Origin of the sequence: Paracoccus broussonetiae, assembly GCF_031854425.1 — a bacterium.
In the GTDB taxonomy this organism is placed as follows: domain Bacteria; phylum Pseudomonadota; class Alphaproteobacteria; order Rhodobacterales; family Rhodobacteraceae; genus Paracoccus; species Paracoccus broussonetiae.
Genome location: NZ_JAVRQI010000014.1, coordinates 12569 through 34420, shown reverse-complemented (window position 1 = coordinate 34420; position 21852 = coordinate 12569). Strand labels below are relative to the sequence as shown.

Genomic DNA, 21852 nt, shown 5'->3' with positions numbered 1-21852 from the left:
AGGTCACAGGAAATCGTCGCGCCGCGGCGTGAAGCAGTCGATCAGCTCACCCGTCTCGATGCATTCGCAGCCATGACGCAGGCCCGAGCCGATGACGATGCTGTCCCCCGGCCCCAGCTCAAGCACCTCGTCGCCGCGGAAAAAGCGGAAACGGCCGCTGGCGACATAGGTCGATTGGGTGTGCGAATGGTCATGCAAGGCGCCCACGGCACCGGCCTGAAAGCGGAAGGACACAACCATCAGGTCGGGATCTTCCGCCAGAACCTGCCGGGCGACCCCGTCCGAAGGATGGGCGACGGGATATTCGGGTCGGGTCATGGCTTGCTCCTTGGTGATCTCCGGTTCCGTGGTCATGCCTGCCGGGTCTCGGCCGTCTCGGCAACCGATTTCGCAAGCAGCACGCCTTCGGCATGGGCCATCATCAGCGGGCCGACCCCCTTGGCATCATCGGCCACCACCTCTTCGGTCAGGTAATAGGCGGGCGTTCCGTCGCGATAGACGCCGCCGAACCCGCCCAGCCCGGCCACCCGGCAGATGCCTTCAAGGCGCGTGACCCCGTCATGGGCGACCAGCCGACCCGTCTCAAGCCCGCGCAGGGCGGCAAGCCCCGCGGCGCGCAGGCGGAGTGCATCCGCACCCTGCGCCTGCCCCGTCCGCGCCGCCCGCAGGAAGGCGTATGCCAGCATCGCCGAGGCAGAGCTTTCGTCGTAATTCCCGACAAGTCCCGGCGCCTCCAGCACCTGCGGCCAAAGACCGCTCCGACCTTGCAGATCGGCCAGCTTCAACAACATCCGCAAGCTGCGCTGGCGAAGCGCGGTCACCTCGTCACCCGGGGGCAGGATCGCCAGGACGTCGACCAGCGCCATCGCCAGCCAGCCCATCGCACGCGCCCAGACGGCCGGGGACCGGCCGGACGTGGGGTCGGCCCATGCCTGCTGGCGGCTTTCGTCGTAGCCGTGGACATGCAGCCCCGAGGCGGTCTCGGTCAGATCCAGCGCCGTGCGGAACTGCGACAGGGCATCCGCGATCCGCGCCTGCTCGTTGGTTGCAAGCGCGTATTCGACCTGAAAGGGCAGCGCCATGTAAAGGCCGTCCAGCCAGACCTGGTGATGGTATCGCAGCTTGTGCCAATAGTTCCCGGTGCCGATCCTCGGATGCCGGTCCAGTTGCCCGACCAGCCCCCGCGCCGCCGCCATGTAGCGGGGATCCCCCGTCTCGCGCGCCATGGGCATCAGCACGCGCCCGGCCAGGATATTGTCGATGTTGAATTCCTCGACCCGATATCCCGCAAGCGCACCATCCGGCGCGATCTGCGCATCTGCCAGCCGGTGAAGATGCCCGCGCCAGCGCCGGTCCCCCGTCGCTTCGGCCAGCAGGTCCAGACCGCGATAGACGCAGCCATCCTCATAGCACCACGCCCCCTTCTTGTAGGCACGGTAGGATTGGCAGAAGGCGTCGAAATATTCAGTCGGGGACATGGGTCACCTCTTGTAGGGTAATCGGTGCGGTCGAGATCAGGCCCGGATCGTCGCAATCCAGATCGGCCTGTTCGGCCAGCAGGGTTTCGTGAAGCATGGGACGAATGTGATCGGCCATGTCGGGCAGCGCGGGCCGCGCCGCGGGATCAAGGGATTCGATCTGCAGGTTCCGGACCCGGATGTTCCGGATCGGCGCCTCGGCCAGTCCAAGGAAACATCCGGCCGCATGGGCAAGGTCGCGGATGGTCACGTCCTCGACCAGAATGCCGTCGATACGGGGCGTGGTCGCGTCCACGGGCGCGGGCGCGCGATCCTGCACCCGATGCGCGTGACCGTCGGCATCGCAATGGTAATGCGCATTGACCGAGATCGCGGTCCCGACGCCGTCCATCCGCACCCGGCGCATGGCGATGCCCGACACCGCGCCGCCCCGTCCCCGGCGGGTCTTGATGCGAAGCCCCCGGTCGGTTCCCCGCATCTCGCAATCCTCGATCGCGACATCTTGGACGCCGCCCGACATTTCCGAGCCGATTACCAGCCCGCCATGCCCGCGCTGCATCAGGCAATGCCGGATGCGGATGCCGCGCGTTTCCCGTAGATGGTCATCTTCGCCCAAGGGTCCGCGCTTGCCCGCCTTGACCGCGATGCAATCGTCGCCAACCGAAAACCGAATGCCGGCGATCAGCACGTTGCGGCACATTTCCGGGTTGAACCCATCGGTGTTCGGACTGTCCGGCGGGGCATCGACCTGCAATCCGGCGGCGACCAGATCGCTGCATCCCTGCGGGTGGATGGTCCAGCTTGGCGCATTGCGGATGGAAAAGCCCAGCAGCGTGACATCGTGGCAATCGACAAGATGCAGCCCGCGCGGGCGCCGCGCTCCGTCCCGCGTGCCCTTGGGCCATGTCCACCAGTCGCCCTGCGCACCGCCGCCATCCAGCATGCCAGGCCCCTCGATCACCAGGCGCTCGGCCCCGATCGCATGCAACGGGGCGGCAAAGCAGGCGGCGGGCAGTCCTTCCCAGCTTCCCAGCATCCTGCCCTGCCCGTCGCGGGCGGGCAGGATCGGCCAGCCGCGCCGGGCCGACGGCGCGCGCAGGACCGCCCCGTGTGACAAGTGCAGCACCATGTCCGAACGAAGCGCGACCGGCATCGCCAGCCAGTCACCCGGCGGCACGACCAGCGTGCCCCCCCGCGGCAGATTGGCAATCGCGGCGACAAGACGCGACGCGTTCCCCCTCGCGGCATCCAGATCGCCCGGATCGCGCGCCGGGACCAGGCCTGCCGCGACATGCATCCCGGCACAGGCGCGGGTGCGAAATTCGATTTCGTCCATCCCTGCGACGCGCAGGCGGTAAGGGGTCTCCGGCTCCAGCCTGTCCAGCATCAGGATCGCGGCATCCGCGATGCCCCGGCGATCTGAACCGCCGGGCACAACAAGGGACCAGCCCAGCGGACGGGGCAGATGATACAAGGCACCGCTGACGGGAAGCCGCAAGGCAGCGGCCCGCGCCGTCACGGCGAGGGGGATGGGTTTCACGATCTTGCCTTTCAGAGGCCCGCCACGCGACACGGCGCGGCGGGCGGATGCGTCAGTCGAATTCGGCCAGGACGTCGTTCACGCCGTCGATGATCTGCTGGGCCGCATCTTCGGCGCCAAGCTGGCCATAGGCGTATTCTTCGAGCGTATCGATGAAGATGCCCCGGATCTCGGGATGTTCGTTGAAGGGCGAAACTGTCGGACCCGAGGCCGCGACCACGATCTCGTTTGCGGCGCGTACCTCCGGCTCACCCTGCCCGGCCAGACGTTCGGCCGCGACCTTGGACGATGGCAGCCCCCGCGATGTGCCCAGCGCGTCGATCCCTTCCGGTTCGTTCAGCAGGCAGTTCAGGATCTGCGCTGCGGCCTCGGGATGTTTCGAGTTCTTCGAGATCGACAGCAGCATCGACGGCTTGCGATAGACGCCATCCGTCCCCGCGCCCTCGACATGCAGCATCGGGACCGGTTTCAGCATCTGACCTTCTTGCAGGGGATCGGCATATTTCGAATAGGTCGAGTCCCATTCATAGGATCCCGCGATCTTGCCAGCGGCCCAGTCCGGCTTTTCGAACAGGTTCACGTTTCCGTCCGAAGCCTCTTCCTTCTGCGACCGCAGCGCGCCGATCTCGACCAGATGTCCAAGGAAGGCGATGCCCTGGGTCAGTTCTTCGGGTGTCCAGGCGACGCGGTTGGCCTTGGGATCAACCATGTCCTTGCCGGTCTTCTGCACCACGGCCAGCGTCACAAGAAGCTGTGCAGTCTCTTTTACCGCGTTGAAGGTATAGTAATCGTCGCCCAGCTTTTCCTTGATCGTCTTCGTCGCGGCCTCAAGTTCGGGCCAGCTGGTCGGAATGGCGACGCCCGCCTTCTGGAAGGTGGTCTCGTTGAAGAAGAAGGCGCGCCCGGTGGTCGAAACCGAGATCCCCTGCAGAATGCCGTTGACCGAGGCCGAGTCCAGATCCGTGTCGCTCCATTGCGTCAGGTCCAGCCCCTTGAGTTGGCGCAGGTCGGCAAAGCCCGTGCCATCGCGCGAGAACAGCGGCAGCCACGGCCAGTTGACCTGAACGATATCGGCCTCGGTCCCGCCAGCCATCTGGGTGGTCAGCTTTTCCAGATAGCCGTCGAAGCCGGTGAATTCGCCCTTGATGACGTGGCCATGCTTGGCGCCGCAGACCTCAAGCGCCTTCTGCGTCGCGACATGGCGGCTGTCGCCGCCCCACCAGGACATGCGCAGTTCATCGGCCGAAGCGACCTGAACCAGCGTGATCGTTGCCAGGGCGGTGCCGGCCAGCACCCCCGCAAAGCGGTTCGATTTCATGTGTTTCCTCCTCTGTAGCCCCGGTCTCAGGCGGCCAGCCTGCGGCGATGCAGCGACACGTTGCTGCCATCGGCCTTGTCGAAGACGTGGATATGGTCTGGAACCGGCTTCAGGCCGATGAACTCGGCTTGGCCCAGTTGCTCGAATTCGCCAGCACCGACCACGGCGACGATCTTCTGCCCCTCCATCTCGGCATGAAGATAGACCTCGTGGCCCATGAACTCTGCGTTGGTCAGGCGCGCGCGAAAGCCCGCGGGATCCAGTGCCAGATGCTGCGGACGGATGCCCAGCACCGCGTCGCGGGGCTGGCTTGCAAGCCGCGCCAGAACGTCCTCGGCCAGCGCCAGCCGCTGCGCACCGATGCTGAATTCGCCACCCTGAAGCTGACCTTCGAGCAGGTTCATCTCGGGGCTGCCGATGAAGCCCGCGACGAACAGGTTCGCCGGGTGGGCATAAAGCTCTTTCGGGGTGGCGACCTGCATGATGCGGCCCGCCTGCATGACGCAGATGCGGTCGCCCATCGTCATCGCCTCGGTCTGGTCGTGGGTGACATAGATCACCGTCGAGGACAGCCCTTCGGCCTTCAGACGCCGGTGCAGCTCGGTGATGCGGACCCGCATCGAGGCGCGCAGCTTGGCGTCAAGGTTCGACAGCGGCTCGTCGAACAGGAAGACGCCGGGCTTCTTGATCAGCGCGCGCCCCAGCGCCACACGCTGCGCCTGTCCACCCGACAGTTGCTTGGGCAGCCGGTCAAGCAAAGGCTCGATCTCAAGAATCCGGGCCACATCGTTGATGGCACTTGCGATTTCAGGCTTCGACTTGCCCGCGATCTTCAGCCCGAAGGCCAGGTTCCCCCGCACCTTCATATGCGGGTAAAGCGCATAGTTCTGGAAAACCATCGCGATCGAGCGCTTGCCCGGCGGCAGGTCGTTGACGCGCTGGCCGCCGATGACGACCTCACCCCCGGTGATATCCTCAAGCCCGGCGATCATGCGCAACGTGGTGGATTTCGCGCAGCCCGAGGGGCCGACGAAAACCATGAACTCTCCGTCCTCAATATCAAGGTTGATGCCGTGGACGGCCTTGACCGTGCCGCCATAGACTTTTTCGACGTTGCGAAGCTGGACGCGTGCCATCAGCCCTTTACCCCCCCTGCGGAAATGCCCTCGATGAAATAGCGCTGCGCGGCGAAGAAGATAATCAGCGCGGGCGCGATGGTCAGGACCGACATCGCCAGGATGCGGTTCCATTCGAAGGCTTCAGTTGTATCGATCGACAGTTTCAGCGCGAGGCTGACCGGATACTTGTCCACCGAGGACAGATAGATCAGTGGCCCAAGGAAATCGTTCATCGTCCACATGAACTGGAACAGGCAGACCGAAATCAGCGCCGGGGCCAGCATCGGCACCACGATATAGACCAGCGTCTGCAGGCTGTTGGCCCCGTCGACCCGCGCCGCCTCCTCCATGTCCGAGGGCAGCGAGCGCAGGAACTGCACCAGCATGAAGACGAAGAACGCATCCCCGGCCAGCGCCGAGGGCACCCAAAGCGGCAGGAAGCTGTCCAGCCAGCCCAGGTCGCGGAACAGGATGTATTGCGGGATGCGCGTCACCACGTTCGGCAGCAGAAGCGTCCCGATCACCGTCGCGAACAGCAGCTTCTTCAGCGGGAAGTCAAAGCGCGCGAACGCATAGGCCGCCATCGTGCAGCTGATCGCCGTGCCGATGGTCTTGGGCAGGATGATCAGGAACGAGTTCCAGAAGAACCGGCCGAAGGTATACGGAGTCGAGGTCCGCCAACCCTTCACATAGCCGTCGAGCGTCGGGTTTTGCGGCAGGAAACCCGCGCCCGAGAAGATCTCGGAATTGGTCTTGAAGCTGGCTCCGACCAGCCAGATCAGCGGGTAAAGCATCATCAGCCCGACCGCGAACAGCAGGACATAGCGGATCGTGGCCGAGACAAGCCGAAGCCGGGCGCGACGGGCGGCCTGGGCCTCGTTGAAGCTTTCCATATCCAGCATGGCATTGACGTCCATGGGTCAGCTCCTTTTGTCGCCGGCGTAATAGACCCACTTTTTCGACGACCAGAAGGCGATCAGGGTCAGGACCATGATGATGCCGAACAGCACCCAGGCGATGGCAGAGGCGTAGCCCATGTTGAACTTCTTGAACGCCTCTTCGTAGATATACAGCGGCAGCAGATAGGTCGATTTCAGCGGACCGCCCTGCGTGATGATGTAGGGGCCGTTGAACTCCTGGAACGCCTGGACCATCTGCATGATCAGGTTGAAGAAGATCACCGGCGTCAGCAGCGGCAGCGTGATCGCGAAGAACACCCTCGTCTTGCTGGCCCCGTCGATGGCCGCGGCCTCATACAGCGATTTGTCGATGGACTGCAGCGCGGCCAAAAAGATCACCATGGCCGAGCCGAACTGCCAGCAGCGCAGCAGCGTGATGGTGAACAGCGCGTTGGTCGGATCGCCGAACCAGTCGACCGGCCCAAGTCCGATGCCTGCCAGCATCATGTTCACCAGCCCCTCGGACGCGAACATATAGCGCCACAGCACCGCGATCGCGATGGATCCGCCCAGGATTGAGGGAACATAGAACGCGGTGCGGAAGAAATTGATGAAGCGCAGCCGGTAATTCAGGATCGCCGCGATGAAAAGCGCGAAGCCCAGCTTCAGCGGAACGGTCAGGAACACATAGGTCAGCGTCACCCACAGCGACTTGTCAAAGGTGCGGTCGCGGGTGAACAGCTTCGTGTAATTCGCCAGCCCGGTCCATCGCGGCTCGGTCATCAGATCATAACGCGTGAAGCTGAGATAGAAGGACGCCAGGAACGGGATCGCGGTGAAGACCAGAAGCCCGATCACATAGGGGGCCAGATAGGCCAGTCCCAGAAAGCGCTGCGACTTCATGCCGGACCCCTTTCCGGGCGGGCAGACATGCCTGTCCTTGTTGCGGAATCGTGCAAGTGTTTCCTCCGGACCGGGTGCTGTCGACCGGGACCGTCAAGCGCGGCCCGGGCACTGGCTGTCCCGATCTCCTCCCTGTTAATGTCGATCCGTGGATCGTTCTCCGAGGATGACTTAACCTCAATCAGCACGCAGACTGAATTGACAAACGAGGGAAAAAAGATGGACGAAATCGAAGGCGGCATTCTGGCCGCCATTCCTCCTTCGGCGCTGACGCTGACGCTGACCCGCGCGGCGATCCGGATGGAGCATTCGACGACCTGGGCCATCGACAAGATCAACCCCGTCGACGACCTGATCCTCTGCCTTGAGGGTCGCGGCATCTATCGCATCGAAGACGAGACCAGGATCATGGAGCCGGGCGACGCGATGCTGATCCGCCGCGGCCAGCGCTTTCAAGGCCGGAACGAGGGACCAGGCACCTATCGCGGGGTCGCGCAGCATTTCACGCTGGACATCTATGGCCGCCACGACCTGATCGGGCAGATGGACCTGCATCCGCGCCTGCGCCTGTCGCGCTGGTCGCTGCTTGAGCCGATGGCCCGTCATTACCGGCAAAGCGCACCGCCGGAATCGGTGACGCTTGGCCAGCATCACCTGTTCATGGTGCTGCTGATTGCTTTCATCGAGGACGCCTTCATCGGTTGGCGGGACAGCGCCACCTATCTGCCAGAGGGGGCCCATGCGCTGGATCTGGCGGTGATGAAGGCCGCTACCATGATATCGGCCAATCCCATCGATCCGGGGATCGCGGTCCGCGCGGTAGAGGCCGCGCCCTATAACCCGGATTACTTCCTGCGCGAATTCCAGCGCCGTGTCGGCCGCACTCCACGAAAATACCAAGAATACCGCCGCATGGAGCGCGCCATGCATCACCTGGAATCAGGCCTGAGCGTCGCAGCGACCGCCGCCGAGATCGGCTATTCCGATCCCTATTATTTCTCGCGCATGTTCAAGAGGACGCTGGGGCTTTCCCCGCGCGAACACATGCGCCGGATCGAGAAAAGCCGCCATGGCGGGTTGATGCGTCTGGACGAACCCGAACAGGCAGAGCGCCTGGCCGGAAACTGAAAGGCCCGCCGGGTGGCGGGCCTTTCGCGTCATCTGAAGACCGCCGGCAGCCAAAGTGACAGCGCCGGGATGTATGTGACCATCATCAGCACCACCAGTCCCGCGGCATAGAAGGGCCAGACGCTGCGCATCGCCTCCCATATGCTGATGCGGGCGACAGCGGCGGCGACGAATTGCACCGGCCCTAGCGGCGGCGTGTTCAGGCCGATCCCAAGGTTCAGGATCATGATGACCCCGAAATGCACCGGATCGACACCGAAGGCCGTGACCACCGGCAGGAAGATCGGCGTCGTGATGATGATCAGCGGCGACATGTCCATGAAGGTGCCAAGGACAAGCAGCACGATGTTGATCATCAGCAGGATCACGAAGGGATTGTTCGAAACCGACTGCATCCACTGAAGCGAGATCTGTGCGACATGCAGATAGGCCATCAACCATCCGAACGCCCCCGCCATGCCGATGATCAGCAGCACCATCGCGGTGGTGCGGACCGCCTGCTGCGTCGCATGGACGAAATCGCTCCAGCTGAGGCTGCGATAGACAAAGGCCGTGACAAGCAGGGCATAGATCACCGCGATGCACGAGCTTTCCGTCGCCGTGAAGATGCCCGAGCGTACGCCGCCGAAGATGATCGCGATCAGCAGCATTCCCGGCAGCGATTCCAGCAGGAAGCGGAAGACGCGGGCAAAGCCCGGAAAGGCCTCGGTCGGGTAGCCGCGCTTGCGGGCGACGATATAGGCCGTGATCGACAGCGCCACCGCCAGCAGCAGGCCCGGGATGATCCCTGCCGTGAACAGGTCGGCGATGGAAATCTTGCCGCCGCCCGAGATCGAATAGATGATCATGTTGTGGCTGGGCGGCAGCAACAGGGCGATCAGCGCCGCCATCGACGTCACGTTGACGGCGTAATCCGCACCATAGCCGCGCGCCTTCATCTGCGGGATCATGATGCCGCCGACCGCCGCCGCCTCGGCCACGGCCGAACCTGAAATGCCGCCGAACAGGGTTGAGGCCGCGATGTTGACCTGCCCCAGACCGCCCCGGACATGACCGATCAGCGAACCCGCGAAGGCCACGATCTTGGCCGCGATCCCGCCCCTGACCATCAGGTCACCCGCGAAGATGAAGAACGGAATGGCCATCAGCGTGAAGACCGAAATGCCCGCTGATACCCGCTGGAACACGACCAGTGCGGGAATCCCGAGATAGCCGACCGTCGCAAGGCTTGATATCCCAAGGCAGAAGGCGATCGGCGTGCCGATCAGCATAAGTACGGTGAAGACACCGAAAAGGATAAGATATTCCATGTCAGGTGCCCGTCCTCATGCCTCGGTCATCAGCACGTCTTCGGCATCCGGCTCGGTTTCGAGCTTTCTGCCGGTCAGGCGCAACAGGATCTGCTCAAGCACAAACAGCGTGATGAGAACGCCCCCGACGAACAGTGGCATATAGCTCATCCCGCCCGGCAGGCGGATCACCGGCAGCGTAGCGCCCCAGGTCTTGGCCATCAGCTGCCAGCCATAGACCGACATGCCGACGCCAAAGACCAGCACTGACAAGTCGGAGGCCAGCCGCAGCCAGGTGCCGAAGCTTTCGGGCAGGAAATGCATCAGCACGTCGAAGCCCATGTGGAAATTCTCATGCACGCCGACGGCCGATCCCAGAAAGATGAACCAGCTCATCAGCAGGATCGCGGTCGGCTCGACCCAAAGCAGACTGTCATTCATGACATAGCGCATGAAGACCTGCGCGAAGACGATGACCGTCATCGTGGTCAGGCCAAGGCCGGCCAGCCACAGGCTTCCCCTGGCCAGCACGGCATTCAGCCGGGACAATGCGGCAATTCCCTGTCCCATTCCTTCCCCCATATTGCGGGTTTGAAAAAAGGCCCGCGGCATGTGCCGCGGGCCGCTGGGCTCACTGGGTATCCTGGATGCGCTTGACCAGATCCTTGGCCTCGGGCGTGGTCACGTATTTCTCATAGACCGGAACCATCGCCTCGATGAAGGCGGTCTTGTCGACATCACGCGTGACCTCGGCCCCCGAGGCGATGACCTTGTCCTCGCTGGCCTTTTCCTGGTCGGCCCACAGCTTGCGCTGCAGAGTTGCCGAATTCTTCGCCGCATCGCGCAGGACGGCCTGATCCTCGGGGGATAGCTTTTCCCAACTGGTCTTCGACATTGCGACCAGTTCCGGCACGATCAGGTGCTGGTCAAGCGTGAAGAACTTGGCCACCTCGGCATGGCCCGAGCTGTCATAGCTGGGGAAGTTGTTCTCGGCCCCGTCGATGACGCCGGTCTGGATCGAGGAATAGACCTCGCCATAGGGCATCGGCGTGGCATTCGCGCCCAGGGCCGACATCATGTCCACGAAGACGTCGTTCTGCATGACGCGGAACTTCATCCCCTTCAGGTCGTCGACCGTCTTGATCGCCTTTTTCGAGTTGTAGAAGCTGCGTGCGCCCCCGTCGTAATAGGCCAGCAGCACCAGGTCATGGGGCTCGAATTCCTTGGCGATCTCGTCACCGATCGGGCCGTCCAGAACCTTGTGAAGGTGATCTTCCGAGCGATACAGATAGGGCAGCGAGACGGTCTGCGTCACCGGCACGATGTCGTTGAACGAGCCGAAGCTGGCGCGGACCATGTCGATCACGCCGAACTGGGTCTGTTCGATCGCGTCCTTTTCCTCGCCAAGCTGGGACGAGGGAAAGACTTCGATGCAGATGCGGCCCTGGGTCTTGTCCTTGACCTCGGCCGCCATCGCCTTGACGCCCTCGACCGTCGGATAGCCGTCGGGATGCGTGTCGGACGAGCGCAGCGTCACCTCGCAATCGGCCGCGACGGCGGCGCTGGCGCCGGCCGCAAGGATGGTTCCGCAAATCAGCAATGTGCGGGTCAGTTTCATTCTTCTTCCTCCCTTTGTTTGCGGACCCGTTCCTCCGGTCCGCTTCGTTATCGCCTCAAACGGGCGGTATTCGGTAAAGCTCCTCTGGATTGGAGACGAGTACGCGGTCTCGCGCCCCTTCGGGCAGCCAGTCCAGCACCAACTCGGCCAATTCGATCTCGTCGGGATAATCCTCAGTCCGCGCGATGCCATTGTGCGGCCAGTTCGTGCCCCAGACGATCCGTTCCGGCGCGTGGGCGGCAATGCGGCGCGACAGTCCCTCGATATCTGCAAAGGGCCAGCCCTGCTGGCTGCTTTCATAGACGCCCGCGAACTTGAACCAGCAGTTGCCCTTGTCGATCAGTTGCAGCACGGCGTCGACCTGAGGCGCATCGGGCGCGGCGCCACGGAAGAACTTGCCGTGATGGTCCAGAACCCAGCGCGATTTCAGTGCCATCAGGCGCGGCAGATGGGTGAGGATGTCCGAGCCGTTGAACTGAACCGCCATCATCCAGCCCGCAGCATGGGCACGGGCATCGACCTCCTCCAGATGGTCCAGGTTCAGTGCCCCGCCGGGCAGATCCATGATCCGCGCCCCGACCACGCGCCGCGCGGACAGCTCTGCCATCTGCCGGTCGTCCGTCTTGCCGTCGATGACCGCGACGCCCCAGGCGCAATCCCGCATCTCGTCCAGACAGGCCAGCAGGTTGCCGTTGTCTTTCTGATGCGCATTGCCTTGGGTGATGATGACGCGGTCGACGCCCATCCAATCCATGACCTGCCGATAAGCCGCGGCATCGGGCAGCGGATCCTGCGGAAGGCCCGGCCCGCCGGGCAACGCGGGATAGCCCGGAAGATACATGTGCATCTGCGTGTCGACCGCCCCCTTGGGAAAGGGAGCGGTCGAAGGTAGGCCCGTCAGTTTTCGCGCGATCATGCGTCTTTCATCCTGAATTCAGCCAAGGCATCGCGGTTGATCTCGATGCCAAGGCCGGGTGCAGAGGGGATGGCGACCAGCCCCTTCACCGCCTCGATCGGGGTCTTCAGCACGGCTTGGCGGAAGGGGTTGTGGGTGCGGTCGAACTCCATGATCGGCTCGACCGGGTTCACGCGCACGGGGTCCGGCACCTGGGCCGCCATGAATTGCAGCGCCGCGGCGATATGAACGCCCGTGCCCCAAACATGGGGAACGATGCGGACGCCGTGCAGGCTGGCCAGAGCCGCGATCTTCATCGCCTCGGACAGGCCACCGCAACCGGCGATGTCGGGTTGCAGGATGTCGACCGCGCGGGACTGGATCGCGGGCCACATGCCCCAGCGGGTATGCCAGGTTTCCCCCCCGGCGACCGGGATCGGCTGGCCCGCGCGCACCTCGGCATAGGCGGAAAGCTGTTCGGGAACCACCGGCTCCTCGAACCAGTCGATGTCGTATTCGGCGGCGGCACGGCCGACGCGGATCGCCTCGGACACGGTATAGCCGTGGTTCGCGTCGATCATGAGCCGCATGTCCGGGCCAATGGCCTCGCGCACGGCGCGGATCACGCGCAGATCCTCGGCAGGGTCGAAGCCGATCTTGATCTTGCAGGCGTGGAAGCCTTCGGCCCTACGCTGCGCCATCTCGGTCGCATTGTCCTCGACCCGGTCGACGCCGTCGCGCTTGAAACTGCCGGTGGCATAGGCGCGCACGCTGTCGCGCCAACGCCCGCCCAGCAAGGTCGAGACCGGCACGCCCAGCGCCTTGCCCTTGATATCCCACAGCGCCATGTCCAGACCGGACAGCGCCGTGATGGTCAGGCCGCGCTGCCCTTGATCGCGCAGCGCATTGTAAAGCGTCGCCCAATGCCGCTCAGTCGCCAGCGGGTCCTGGCCGATCAGCCAAGGCGCATAGGCGGCGACCACCGCGGCATTCGGGCGTGCGGGGCCAAGGCATTCGCCCCAGCCCACTGTGCCGTCATCGCATTCCACCTCGACCAGGACATGCGCCCGGCGGTCGAACCGCATGGACGCGCTTTCGAACGGCACGTCCAAACGATGCTCCAGCAGGTGGGTGCGGATGCCGGCGATCTTCATCAGGCGGCGGCCTTGCGCTGATAGGGCGCGATCAGGGCAGCCATCATGTCGATCTCGGCCGGGGTCAGGTCGGTCAGCGGCGAACGCACCGGACCCGCGTCAAAGCCCTGCAGGCGCACGCCCGCCTTGATCGCCGATACCGCATAGCCCTTTTGACGGTTGCGGATCGCCATGAAGGGATAGAAGAACTCGTTCAGGATGCGTTCGCAATTCGCGCGGTCGCCAGCCCGAAGCGAACGGTAGAATTCATTTGCCAGCGCCGGAACGAAGTTGAACACCGCCGAGGAATAGGTGGTGAAACCCGCGCCCAGATAGGCTTCGGCAAACAGCTCCGCCGTGGGCATGCCGCCCAGATACATCAGCCGGTCACCCATCTTGGCGGTGACCTGGCGGACAAGACCGATGTCGCCGGTGCCATCCTTGAAGCCGATCAGGTTCGGGCATTCGTCGCAAAGGCGCGCCAGCGTGTCGGGCTGCAGCACCGCGTTGTCGCGGTTATAGACCATGACCCCGAAGCCGACCGATTGGCAGACTTTCTTCACATGGGCGTAGAGCCCCTCTTGCGGCGCGTCGATCAGGTAGTGCGGCAGCAGCAGGATGCCGTCCGCGCCCGCCTTTTCGACCGAGCGGGCAATCTCGACCGCCATTTCGGTGCCGTAACCGCAGCCCGAGACGATGGCCGTCTTGCCGGCGACTTCCTTGGCCGCGGCGACGATTTCGGGAATTTCCGACGGGGCCAGCGAGAAGAACTCGCCCGTGCCGCCCGCCGCGAACAGGACCGGAGCGTCATAGCCGGCAAGCCATTCGACATGCGCGCGATAGCTGTCGCCGGCGAATTTTCCCTGGGCGTCAAAATGGGTCACGGGGAAGGACAGCAGGCCAGAGCCAAGCGCGGATTTCAGCTGTTCGGGCGTCATGGGGAATCCTCTTCTGATGCTGCCGGACGATTACACGAGTCGTCCGGCCTGTGTCAACAACTTATCATACAACTTGTGTGATGACTTATCTGGCGAGCCAGCCGCCATCGACATTCAGCACCGCGCCATGAACATATGCGGCGGCGGGAGAGCACAGATAGACCGCGGTACCGGCGATATCCTCGGGACGGCCCCAGCGCCCGGCCGGGATGCGCTCGAGGATCGAGCGGCTGCGGTCGGGATCGTTGCGCAGCGCCTCGGTATTGTTGGTCTCGATATAGCCCGGCGCGATCGCGTTGACGTTGACGCCCTTGGCGGCCCATTCATTCGCCATCAGCTTCGTCAGCCCCGCGACACCATGCTTGCTGGCGGTATAGGACGGCACGCGAATGCCGCCTTGGAAGCTCAGCAGCGAGGCGATGTTGACGATGCTGCCCGGCTTGCCCTGCCGGATCAGCTCTTTGGCAAAGGCCTGACAGGTAAAGAAGACCGCCTTGAGGTTGACGTCCATCACGTCGTCCCAATCGGCCTCGCCGAATTCGACCGCATCGGCGCGACGGATGATCCCGGCATTGTTGATCAGGATGTCGTAGCCCTGCCCCGTGAAGGTGTCCTTCGCGGCCAGCGGATCGGCAAAATCGATCAGCAACTCGCTGCCCTTGCCCCCTGCCGCAGCGATCTGCGACAGGGTTTCCTCGGTGCTGCGACGCGCGGCACAGACGACCTCGGCCCCGGCCTGCGCCAGACCCACGGCAATCGCCTGCCCCAGCCCGGTATTGGCACCGGTCACCAGCGCCTTGCGACCTTCCAGCGAGAACGGATTCAACGCAGATCCTCCGGCTGGATGAAATCCATGTCGGTGTAATCGACGTTGTCGCCCGCCATCGCCCAGATGAAGGTATAAGAGCCGATGCCCGCGCCCGAGTGGATCGACCAGGGCGGAGAAATCGCACCTTCTTCATTGCCGATGAACAGGTGGCGCGTTTCCTGCGGCTCGCCCATCAGATGCAGGACACGCGATTGTGGCTCCATGCCGAAATACAGATAGGCTTCCATCCGGCGGTCGTGGATGTGGCTGGGAATGGTGTTCCAGACAGAACCATCCTCAAGCCGGGTATAGCCCAGCACAAGCTGGCAGCTTTCCATGACCAGCGGGTGGATGAACTGGTTGATCGTGCGCTTGTTCGAGGTCTCGCTTGCCCCCAGCTTCACCTGCTTGCTGTCGGCAAGGCGGACCAGCTTGTTGGGATAGGTGTGATGCGCAGGGCAGGATGTGATGTAGAACCGCCCCTGCCCCGAGAACGTCACCGCGCCCGCGCCCATGCCCAGGTAAAGCACGTCGCCGCGTTCCAGCGTCCAGCTTTCGCCGCCCGCGGCAACCGTGCCCGTATCGCCAACGTTGACGATGCCCATTTCGCGACGGTCAAGGAAGTTGGGCGTCTTGGTCTCGTCCACCTGATCCAGCACGAGGCTGCCGCCCGCGGGCACCGCTGCCCCCATCACGAAGCGGTCGTAATGAGTATAGATCAGCCGGATCTCGCCATCGCGGAACATGTCCGATGCCAGGAAATGGCGGCGCAGGGCATTGGTATCCATGCCCTTGGCCTGTTCGGGATGGACAGCGTGACGGGTCTCGACGGTCAGCATCGAATCCTCCTGTAGGAGTTACATCATATAGGTTGACACTTGTTGTATTATATGTTGACTGCGTCAAGGTCCATCGGTCGATGAGAAGCGGCATCCCGCCCCCACCGCCGCGGGACCAGGGACACCAGGCAGGGGGCCTACATGGTCAAGCGACTTCTCATCACCGGCGCAGCGGGCACCTTGGGCCGCGCGCTGACACCGCAACTGCGTGAATTCGCGGAAATCCTGCGGCTGTCGGACATCGCCCCCGTCCCTGAAACCCTGCCCGGCGACGAAGTGGTGCAATGCGACCTTGGCGATGCTGCCGCAGTCGATGCACTGGTCAAGGATTGCGACGCGATCCTGCATCTGGGCGGGATCTCGGTCGAGACGCCCTTTGCCCCGATCCTTCAGGCCAACATCATCGGGCTTTACAACCTTTACGAAGCTGCCCGCGCGCATGGTCAGCCGCGCATCCTGTTCGCCAGCTCGAACCACACCATCGGCTTCTATCCGCAGACGGAACGGCTGACCGCGGATGTCCCCTTCCGACCGGACGGGCTTTACGGCGTCTCCAAGGTCTTCGGAGAGGCGATCGCCCGCATGTATTTCGAGAAGTTCGGCCAGGAAACCGCGCTGGTCAGGATCGGATCCTGCACGGCCGAGCCTGAAAACCACCGAATGCTGGCCAGCTGGTTCTCGCGCGGGGATTTCCTGTCGCTGATCCGCGCGGTCTTTACCGTGCCCAGCCTCGGATGCCCGGTGATCTGGGGCGCCTCGGCCAATGACGCAAGCTGGTGGGACAACAGCCACCTGGACTGGCTGGGCTGGACCCCCAAGGACAATGCCGAGGCATACCGCGACCGCATCGACGCCAGCACGCCACGCCCGCCGGCCGATGCGCCGCTGATGAAATATCAGGGCGGCGTCTTCACGCAGTTCCCGATCTACAAGGAAGGCGAACCGCGCGCCTGACCCGGTCCCTCGGGGCTTCAATCGGGGGCGGCGGGGGATTATCCGGTGCCAGACATGGTGGACAAGGAATGGGCCCAAGGATGAAAACCGAAGACGGCGTCACGTCCCCCGGCGCAACGCTGGTGGTCACGGTGCGCGACGAATTGCGCCGCCAGATCCAGTCGGGCGTTTACAAGGCGGGCGACCGCCTGCCTTCGGAATCCCGGCTGACGCAGGATTTCGGCGTCAGCCGCACGGTCATCCGTGAAGCCGTCGCCGCCCTGCGGGCCGATGGCATTGTCGAGCCGAAGCAGGGCGCGGGCGTCTTTGTCTTGGCCGCGGCGGAAACCACGCCCCAGTTCCGCGACATCGATACCGACCGCGTCTCGTCGATCATCGAGATCCTGGAACTGCGCACCGCGCTGGAAGGCGACGCGGCCGCTCTTGCCGCGCAGCGCCGCTCTCCTGCGCAAGAGGAAGACATCATCGAGGCGTTCCAGCGCCTGACCACGCTTGCCCGCGAAGACAAGCCTACCGCCGATGCCGATTTCGCCTTTCACCTGGCGATCGCACAGGCGGCCAACAATCCCCGATTCAGCGAGATGCTCAGCCTGATCGGCATCGCCATGATCCCGCGCCGGATGCTGCACCGCGATGGCGACATCTCGACCCCGCCGGATTACACGCGCGTGCTGGAGCAGGAACACGGTGCGATCCTGTCGGCCATCCAGAATGCCGACCCGGACGAGGCACGCCGCGCCATGCGGACCCATCTGAAGAACAGCCAGACCCGATACCGCGAACAGCTTCGGCTGGCGCGTGGGCAGGGCTGAACCGCCCCGCCCTTTGCCCGTCGATCACGCGGGATTGTGCAGCCTTGGGGTGACGAACAGCGCAGGGCCCGCGCCCCGTGCGATCCCTGCTGGCCCCTTCAGCGCCTTGGCGACAGCCAGCACAGCAAGATCGGCCAGCGGCTCGACCACGACCACCAACATATAGGCCGCGCCAAAGCTGGCGATCGCCGCCAGGTTCCCGGCCCCCGCCCCTGCGCCATAGACGGCCCAGAAGGCGACCCACAGCACGACACCCCCCTGATAGGCAGTGGATAGCGCCAGGGCCTGCCGATACTTCAGATCGACATAGGCCGTTCCCGGCGCGACGATGCGCGCGGCCAGCGCCCGCACCGCGAACAGCGGGAACAGCAGCGTTGTCACGTTCATCCCGTATTGCGGCAGGTCGAAGGGGGCGAAGAACATCCCCTGGATCAGCAGCCCCAGCGCCAGCCCGATGGCTGCGGGCGCCGCGCCGAACAGCAGGAAGATCGTCGATCCAAGGATCAGGTGCACCTCGGACACTCCGACCGGGTGATGCGGCAGCACCTCGAAAAAGACGAAGACGGCGGCGGTGGCCAGCGCTGAGCGCAGCGCAAGCGAGGCTGCCCCCTCGGCCCGCAGCGATGCGGCGGCCAGTTTCAGCGTATAGGCGCCAGCCGCTGCGGCTGTGGCGTAGCTCAGGACGATCTTGGCCCCTGAGACGAGGCCCGGTTCGATATGCATGGTCGTTTCTCCTTACCGTCATCCCCGACGGCGGTTGCGATGTGGCGCGAGGTCGGTCTCCTGACTCGCGGGTCGCAGCCTTGCCTCGCCTTCCCATGACCGCAGGTCACAGTGGCAGTTCAGGTTCGGCTCGCCGCTCACAGTCGCGGGGGCGGTTGGATTCGGGATATCCCGTCCTGTTCCCATGTCGTCCGTGTTGCGGTCGACACCTCGTGCCCGGCCAACATTCCGGCATGATTTGGCCGGGTCAACCGCAAACCGGATGTCCTGCCCGATTCGGGGGAACAAATCGGGCCAAACCGACGTTTTATGGGGCCAATCTCCATTCCGGTCCGGATGACATGTCCCCTTCCCGCCGCTTCTTCCCGCCTTTCGCATCGCAGGTCCCGCGGGGATGACGGCCTTGGCCCTATGGTGGAGCGCGCCGGGTGAAGCCCGGATCCAGCCCGCCGCCCTGGGACACGGCGTTCTTGTCGAGACCGAGTTTTCCGGCATCAGTCGCGGGACCGAGCGGCTGATCTCTCAGGGTCGGGTGCCCCCCGACGAGGCCTTGCGGATGCGCGCGCCATTTCAGGAAGGCGATTTCCCCTTTCCTGTGAAATACGGCTATGCCGCCGTCGGGCAAGCGACCGAGGGCGCTATGGCGGGGCGTTCTGTGTTCGCGCTTTTTCCCCATCAGGACCGGTTTCGTCTGCCCGAAGCGCAGCTTCTTCCCCTGCCGGATGCCGTGCCGCCGGGCCGCGCGGTGCTGGCAGCGAACATGGAAACCGCACTGAACGTGTTGTGGGACAGCGGGGCTGCGGCGGGGGACAGGATTGCAATTTTCGGCGCGGGCCTTGTCGGGCTGTTGGTCGGCGCACTCGCCACCCGGCTCCCGGGGGCAGAGGTCGTGATGATCGACCCCCTGTCCGCACGGCGTCCCTTGGCCGAGGCCCTGGGTTGCACCTTTTGCGCACCCAGCAATGCGCCTCAGGACCAGGATGTCGCGATCAATTGCAGCGCCTCGGCCGAAGGACTGGCGGGGGCGCTGGCCGTGGCGGGCATGGATGCCACCGTGGTCGAGGCAAGTTGGCACGGCGACCGGCCGGTTGCCCTGCCGCTGGGCGCGACATTCCACAGCCGTCGGCTGCGCCTTGTCAGCTCGCAGGTCGGCGGCCTGCCCCCGGCCCGCGCCCCGCGCTGGAGCCACGGCCGTCGGCTGGCCAAGGCCATCGCGCTGCTGGACGATCCCCGGCTTGATCTGCTGATTTCGGGCGAGACCCCTTTTCGGCAGATGCCGCAGGCCTTTCCGGCCATCCTCGCCGATCCCGACACGCTTTGCCATCGCATCCGGTACTGACCGGGAAAGGAGCCGCATGTTCGCCGTCGAAGTCCGCGACCACATCATGATCGCCCATTCGCTGCCTCACCCGGCCTTCGGTCCGGCGCAGGCGATGCATGGAGCGACCTATACCGTCGACGTGGCCTTCTGCGCCGAGACGCTGGACGAAACCGGGGTCGTGGTCGATATCGGCCTTGCCAGTCAGGCGCTGGCCGCGGCGCTGGCCTCGCTGCGCTACAAGAACCTTGACGAAGTACCGGAATTTCAGGGGAAATTCACCACGACCGAGTTCCTATGCCAGATCGTCTTCGACAGGATTGCGGCCTCTGTCCGGGCCGGAGAGCTGGGTGATCAAGGTCGCATCGCGCGCCTGCGGGTGACGCTGCAGGAAAGCCATCTCGCCTCGGCCTGGTATGAGGGTGCGATCTGACATGGCATTTCCCGCGACATGGCTTGACCTGCGCGAACCGGCCGACCGACAGGCCCGCGACGGCGCGCTGCTGCAAAAGGCCGCCACTGCCGCCGGGCCATGCCCGCTGATCGTGGATCTTGGCTGCGGCACAGGGGCGACGATGCGCGCCATGTCGGGGCTTTTGCCGGGCGGCGCGCACTGGCGCATGGTGGACAGCGACCCCGACCTGCTTGCCCGAATTCCGGCCGGTGACGGCATCACCCTGCATCCGGGCGATCTGGGCGATCAGGCCCGCCTGCCGCTGGACGGCGCGACTATGGTGACTGCTTCGGCCCTGCTTGATCTTTGCCCGGCGTATTGGATCGCGGACCTGGCCGTGGAACTGGCGACGCGCTCGCTGCCCTTTTATGCCGCGCTGACCTTTGACGGCGCGATGGAGTGGCACCCGGAACTGCCCGGGGATGCCGCCGTCACGGCCGCCTTCAACCGCCATCAGCAGGGTGACAAGGGGCTTGGCGCCGCCTCTGGACCCGAGGCTGCGACACATGCGGTGGAACTGTTCGATGCGGCGGGCTTTGTGGTCCACAGCGCGCCCAGCGCCTGGCAGCTTGGCCCGGACCAGAGGGAATTGCAGGTCGAACTGCTGCAAGGCATTGCGACCGCCGCGGCCGAGGCCGGTTGCGAGGCAACCAAAACCTGGCTTCAATCGCGGATTGCGGCCATCGCCAAGGGTGCATGCCGGGTCGGCCATACCGACATGCTGGCCCTGCCGCCCCGCGCGGCATGACTGAAAAGGGGGGAACATGATGCAGCGCATCGAGGTCACGCCGCGGATCTGGCAACGGATCCTGAACCTTCGCTCGGCGCGAGGCAAAGAGGCACTGAACGGCCATCTGTCCGCGGAAGAGGAAGCGGCCTTGCAGCTTTACGGACCCCTTGCGCGCCGCGATGCCGGCCCGCTGACGCTGGCTCAGATCGGGCAATCGCTGGATGGTCGCATCGCCACCCCCTCGGGTGACGCGCGCGACGTGTCGGGACCGGACGGACTTTCGCATCTGCACAGGTTGCGGGCGCTGGTCGACGGGGTGGTGATCGGCGTCCGGACCGCGCTGCATGACGATCCCCGCCTGACCGTGCGCCATTGCGAAGGTGGCGACCCCGCCCGCATCGTCATCGACCCACAGGGCCGCCTGCCGGACGAGGCCATGCCGCTGCGTGGGGACGGGATCCGCCGCATCATCGTGCAGGGCGTCGACCGTGCCCGGCCCCGAGGGATCGAGGTGATCCGGCTGACGCCCAATGGGGGCTGGATTTCTCCGGCCGCGATCATGACCGCCTTGCGGCGCGCCGGGCTTGGTACGCTGCTGGTCGAGGGCGGGGGGCGCACCATCGCCGGTTTCCTTGAAGCCGGGCTGATCGACCGGCTGCTGGTGACAGTCGCGCCGGTCATCATCGGGGCCGGTCCGCAGGGGCTGACCACGCGCGACCCGATCCAGACGCTTGCGCAGGCGATGCGGCCGGAAACGCGTGTCTATTCGCTTGGCAGCGACATTCTTTTCGATTGCGATCTGGGAAGGTCGCTGGGTCGAGAGAAGGCCGTGCCCCCGTCCCGACAGGACGCGGCGCTGCAATCCTGAAGCGGCCCTGTCTTTCATCGGCACATCCCAGTCATGCGCGCCGTCACGATAGGGTTCACCTGACAGGCCGAAACGCGTCGATCTGGTCC

General features: G+C 64.5%; 23 protein-coding genes and 1 riboswitch. Of the genes, 7 read left to right on the top strand and 16 right to left on the bottom strand.

Annotation, left to right across the window (positions count from 1 at the left end; genetic code table 11):
- Positions 1-3: 3 nt before the first annotated feature.
- The 7 genes from RM190_RS17335 to RM190_RS17305 are packed head-to-tail and all read right to left on the bottom strand — an operon-like array spanning position 4 to position 7256.
- The gene (locus RM190_RS17335) at positions 4-318 is read right to left on the bottom strand and encodes a cupin domain-containing protein (protein ID WP_311760727.1); all 315 of its coding nucleotides are present in this window, start codon (positions 316-318) and stop codon (positions 4-6) included.
- 32 nt (positions 319-350) lie between these two features.
- Complete coding sequence (locus tag RM190_RS17330; RefSeq protein WP_311760726.1) at positions 351-1478, bottom strand: glycoside hydrolase family 88/105 protein; 1128 nt, start codon at positions 1476-1478, stop codon at positions 351-353.
- Positions 1465-3018 carry a polygalacturonase PglA gene (gene pglA, locus RM190_RS17325; RefSeq protein WP_311760725.1) on the bottom strand — a complete coding sequence of 518 codons (1554 nt, stop codon included), beginning with the start codon at positions 3016-3018 and terminating at the stop codon, positions 1465-1467. The genes RM190_RS17330 and pglA overlap by 14 nt, the downstream gene beginning before the upstream one ends.
- 52 nt (positions 3019-3070) lie before the next feature.
- Complete coding sequence (locus tag RM190_RS17320; RefSeq protein WP_311760724.1) at positions 3071-4336, bottom strand: ABC transporter substrate-binding protein; 1266 nt, start codon at positions 4334-4336, stop codon at positions 3071-3073.
- Positions 4337-4362: 26 nt separating this feature from the next.
- Positions 4363-5472, bottom strand: coding sequence for an ABC transporter ATP-binding protein (locus RM190_RS17315; RefSeq protein ID WP_311760723.1), 1110 nt, complete (start codon positions 5470-5472; stop codon positions 4363-4365).
- Positions 5472-6371 carry a carbohydrate ABC transporter permease gene (locus RM190_RS17310; protein WP_311760722.1) on the bottom strand — a complete coding sequence of 300 codons (900 nt, stop codon included), beginning with the start codon at positions 6369-6371 and terminating at the stop codon, positions 5472-5474. Before RM190_RS17310 ends, RM190_RS17315 begins: the two co-directional genes overlap by 1 nt.
- 3 nt (positions 6372-6374) lie before the next feature.
- A complete protein-coding gene (locus tag RM190_RS17305; protein WP_311760721.1) occupies positions 6375-7256 on the bottom strand; it encodes a carbohydrate ABC transporter permease in 882 nt (293 codons plus the stop codon).
- Between the two features lie 219 nt (positions 7257-7475).
- Here RM190_RS17305 and RM190_RS17300 point away from each other — a divergent pair, with 219 nt between their 5' ends.
- Positions 7476-8384 carry an AraC family transcriptional regulator gene (locus RM190_RS17300; protein ID WP_311760720.1) on the top strand — a complete coding sequence of 303 codons (909 nt, stop codon included), beginning with the start codon at positions 7476-7478 and terminating at the stop codon, positions 8382-8384.
- A 29-nt stretch (positions 8385-8413) separates the two neighbouring features.
- Here RM190_RS17300 and RM190_RS17295 read toward each other — a convergent pair whose 3' ends face one another.
- The 8 genes from RM190_RS17295 to kduI form a co-directional block, all read right to left on the bottom strand.
- Entirely contained in the window at positions 8414-9694 is a 1281-nt protein-coding gene (locus RM190_RS17295) for a TRAP transporter large permease (RefSeq protein ID WP_311760719.1), read from the bottom strand.
- Between the two features lie 15 nt (positions 9695-9709).
- Positions 9710-10243: a TRAP transporter small permease gene (locus RM190_RS17290; protein WP_311760718.1), complete on the bottom strand. Its 534-nt coding sequence runs from the start codon at positions 10241-10243 to the stop codon at positions 9710-9712.
- A 61-nt stretch (positions 10244-10304) separates the two neighbouring features.
- On the bottom strand, positions 10305-11291 hold the full coding sequence (locus tag RM190_RS17285; RefSeq protein ID WP_390908593.1) for a TRAP transporter substrate-binding protein: 987 nt from the start codon (positions 11289-11291) through the stop codon (positions 10305-10307).
- Positions 11292-11346: 55 nt separating this feature from the next.
- A complete protein-coding gene (locus RM190_RS17280) occupies positions 11347-12207 on the bottom strand; it encodes an amidohydrolase family protein (protein WP_311760717.1) in 861 nt (286 codons plus the stop codon).
- Positions 12204-13340 (bottom strand): mandelate racemase/muconate lactonizing enzyme family protein, encoded by a 1137-nt coding sequence (locus RM190_RS17275; protein WP_311760716.1) that lies wholly within the window; start codon positions 13338-13340, stop codon positions 12204-12206. Before RM190_RS17275 ends, RM190_RS17280 begins: the two co-directional genes overlap by 4 nt.
- Positions 13340-14257 carry a 5-dehydro-4-deoxyglucarate dehydratase gene (gene kdgD, locus RM190_RS17270; RefSeq protein WP_311760715.1) on the bottom strand — a complete coding sequence of 306 codons (918 nt, stop codon included), beginning with the start codon at positions 14255-14257 and terminating at the stop codon, positions 13340-13342. The genes RM190_RS17275 and kdgD overlap by 1 nt, the downstream gene beginning before the upstream one ends.
- A gap of 85 nt (positions 14258-14342) precedes the next feature.
- Complete coding sequence (kduD, locus tag RM190_RS17265; protein ID WP_311760714.1) at positions 14343-15083, bottom strand: 2-dehydro-3-deoxy-D-gluconate 5-dehydrogenase KduD; 741 nt, start codon at positions 15081-15083, stop codon at positions 14343-14345.
- The gene (gene kduI, locus RM190_RS17260; RefSeq protein ID WP_311760713.1) at positions 15080-15904 is read right to left on the bottom strand and encodes a 5-dehydro-4-deoxy-D-glucuronate isomerase; all 825 of its coding nucleotides are present in this window, start codon (positions 15902-15904) and stop codon (positions 15080-15082) included. The genes kduD and kduI overlap by 4 nt, the downstream gene beginning before the upstream one ends.
- A 141-nt stretch (positions 15905-16045) precedes the next feature.
- Here kduI and RM190_RS17255 point away from each other — a divergent pair, with 141 nt between their 5' ends.
- Together RM190_RS17255 and RM190_RS17250 are read left to right on the top strand one after the other, a co-directional pair.
- Entirely contained in the window at positions 16046-16858 is an 813-nt protein-coding gene (locus tag RM190_RS17255) for an NAD-dependent epimerase/dehydratase family protein (protein WP_311760712.1), read from the top strand.
- Positions 16859-16938: 80 nt separating this feature from the next.
- A complete protein-coding gene (locus tag RM190_RS17250; RefSeq protein ID WP_311760711.1) occupies positions 16939-17670 on the top strand; it encodes a FadR/GntR family transcriptional regulator in 732 nt (243 codons plus the stop codon).
- A gap of 24 nt (positions 17671-17694) precedes the next feature.
- Here the strand turns inward: RM190_RS17250 and RM190_RS17245 are convergent, their stop codons facing one another.
- Positions 17695-18393, bottom strand: coding sequence for an energy-coupling factor ABC transporter permease (locus RM190_RS17245; protein ID WP_311760710.1), 699 nt, complete (start codon positions 18391-18393; stop codon positions 17695-17697).
- A 33-nt stretch (positions 18394-18426) separates the two neighbouring features.
- Positions 18427-18621: riboswitch (cobalamin riboswitch) on the bottom strand.
- A 166-nt stretch (positions 18622-18787) separates the two neighbouring features.
- Between RM190_RS17245 and RM190_RS17240 the strand changes: the two genes are divergently transcribed.
- From RM190_RS17240 to RM190_RS17225, 4 genes are read left to right on the top strand one after another with little or no spacing between them, the layout of a single operon-like run.
- Complete coding sequence (locus RM190_RS17240; RefSeq protein ID WP_311760709.1) at positions 18788-19732, top strand: zinc-dependent alcohol dehydrogenase; 945 nt, start codon at positions 18788-18790, stop codon at positions 19730-19732.
- Positions 19733-19748: 16 nt separating this feature from the next.
- Positions 19749-20144, top strand: a complete 396-nt coding sequence (locus tag RM190_RS17235) for a 6-pyruvoyl trahydropterin synthase family protein (protein ID WP_311760708.1) — start codon at positions 19749-19751, stop codon at positions 20142-20144.
- 1 nt (position 20145) lies between these two features.
- The gene (locus RM190_RS17230) at positions 20146-20913 is read left to right on the top strand and encodes a class I SAM-dependent methyltransferase (protein WP_311760707.1); all 768 of its coding nucleotides are present in this window, start codon (positions 20146-20148) and stop codon (positions 20911-20913) included.
- Between the two features lie 16 nt (positions 20914-20929).
- A complete protein-coding gene (locus RM190_RS17225; RefSeq protein ID WP_311760706.1) occupies positions 20930-21763 on the top strand; it encodes a RibD family protein in 834 nt (277 codons plus the stop codon).
- The last annotated feature ends 89 nt before the right edge of the window (positions 21764-21852 follow it).

Coding starts and splice junctions, on each gene's coding strand:
- kdgD (WP_311760715.1), bottom strand. CDS start 14,257: ATGACGCCCGAACAGCTGAAATCCGCGCTTGGCTCTGGCCTGCTGTCC.
- RM190_RS17310 (WP_311760722.1), bottom strand. CDS start 6,371: ATGGACGTCAATGCCATGCTGGATATGGAAAGCTTCAACGAGGCCCAG.
- RM190_RS17285 (WP_390908593.1), bottom strand. CDS start 11,291: ATGAAACTGACCCGCACATTGCTGATTTGCGGAACCATCCTTGCGGCC.
- RM190_RS17230 (WP_311760707.1), top strand. CDS start 20,146: ATGGCATTTCCCGCGACATGGCTTGACCTGCGCGAACCGGCCGACCGA.
- RM190_RS17330 (WP_311760726.1), bottom strand. CDS start 1,478: ATGTCCCCGACTGAATATTTCGACGCCTTCTGCCAATCCTACCGTGCC.
- RM190_RS17245 (WP_311760710.1), bottom strand. CDS start 18,393: ATGCATATCGAACCGGGCCTCGTCTCAGGGGCCAAGATCGTCCTGAGC.
- kduI (WP_311760713.1), bottom strand. CDS start 15,904: ATGCTGACCGTCGAGACCCGTCACGCTGTCCATCCCGAACAGGCCAAG.
- RM190_RS17255 (WP_311760712.1), top strand. CDS start 16,046: ATGGTCAAGCGACTTCTCATCACCGGCGCAGCGGGCACCTTGGGCCGC.
- RM190_RS17305 (WP_311760721.1), bottom strand. CDS start 7,256: ATGAAGTCGCAGCGCTTTCTGGGACTGGCCTATCTGGCCCCCTATGTG.
- RM190_RS17225 (WP_311760706.1), top strand. CDS start 20,930: ATGATGCAGCGCATCGAGGTCACGCCGCGGATCTGGCAACGGATCCTG.
- RM190_RS17300 (WP_311760720.1), top strand. CDS start 7,476: ATGGACGAAATCGAAGGCGGCATTCTGGCCGCCATTCCTCCTTCGGCG.
- RM190_RS17235 (WP_311760708.1), top strand. CDS start 19,749: ATGTTCGCCGTCGAAGTCCGCGACCACATCATGATCGCCCATTCGCTG.
- RM190_RS17315 (WP_311760723.1), bottom strand. CDS start 5,472: ATGGCACGCGTCCAGCTTCGCAACGTCGAAAAAGTCTATGGCGGCACG.
- RM190_RS17240 (WP_311760709.1), top strand. CDS start 18,788: ATGACGGCCTTGGCCCTATGGTGGAGCGCGCCGGGTGAAGCCCGGATC.
- RM190_RS17295 (WP_311760719.1), bottom strand. CDS start 9,694: ATGGAATATCTTATCCTTTTCGGTGTCTTCACCGTACTTATGCTGATC.
- RM190_RS17250 (WP_311760711.1), top strand. CDS start 16,939: ATGAAAACCGAAGACGGCGTCACGTCCCCCGGCGCAACGCTGGTGGTC.
- RM190_RS17280 (WP_311760717.1), bottom strand. CDS start 12,207: ATGATCGCGCGAAAACTGACGGGCCTACCTTCGACCGCTCCCTTTCCC.
- RM190_RS17335 (WP_311760727.1), bottom strand. CDS start 318: ATGACCCGACCCGAATATCCCGTCGCCCATCCTTCGGACGGGGTCGCC.
- RM190_RS17290 (WP_311760718.1), bottom strand. CDS start 10,243: ATGGGACAGGGAATTGCCGCATTGTCCCGGCTGAATGCCGTGCTGGCC.
- RM190_RS17275 (WP_311760716.1), bottom strand. CDS start 13,340: ATGAAGATCGCCGGCATCCGCACCCACCTGCTGGAGCATCGTTTGGAC.
- RM190_RS17320 (WP_311760724.1), bottom strand. CDS start 4,336: ATGAAATCGAACCGCTTTGCGGGGGTGCTGGCCGGCACCGCCCTGGCA.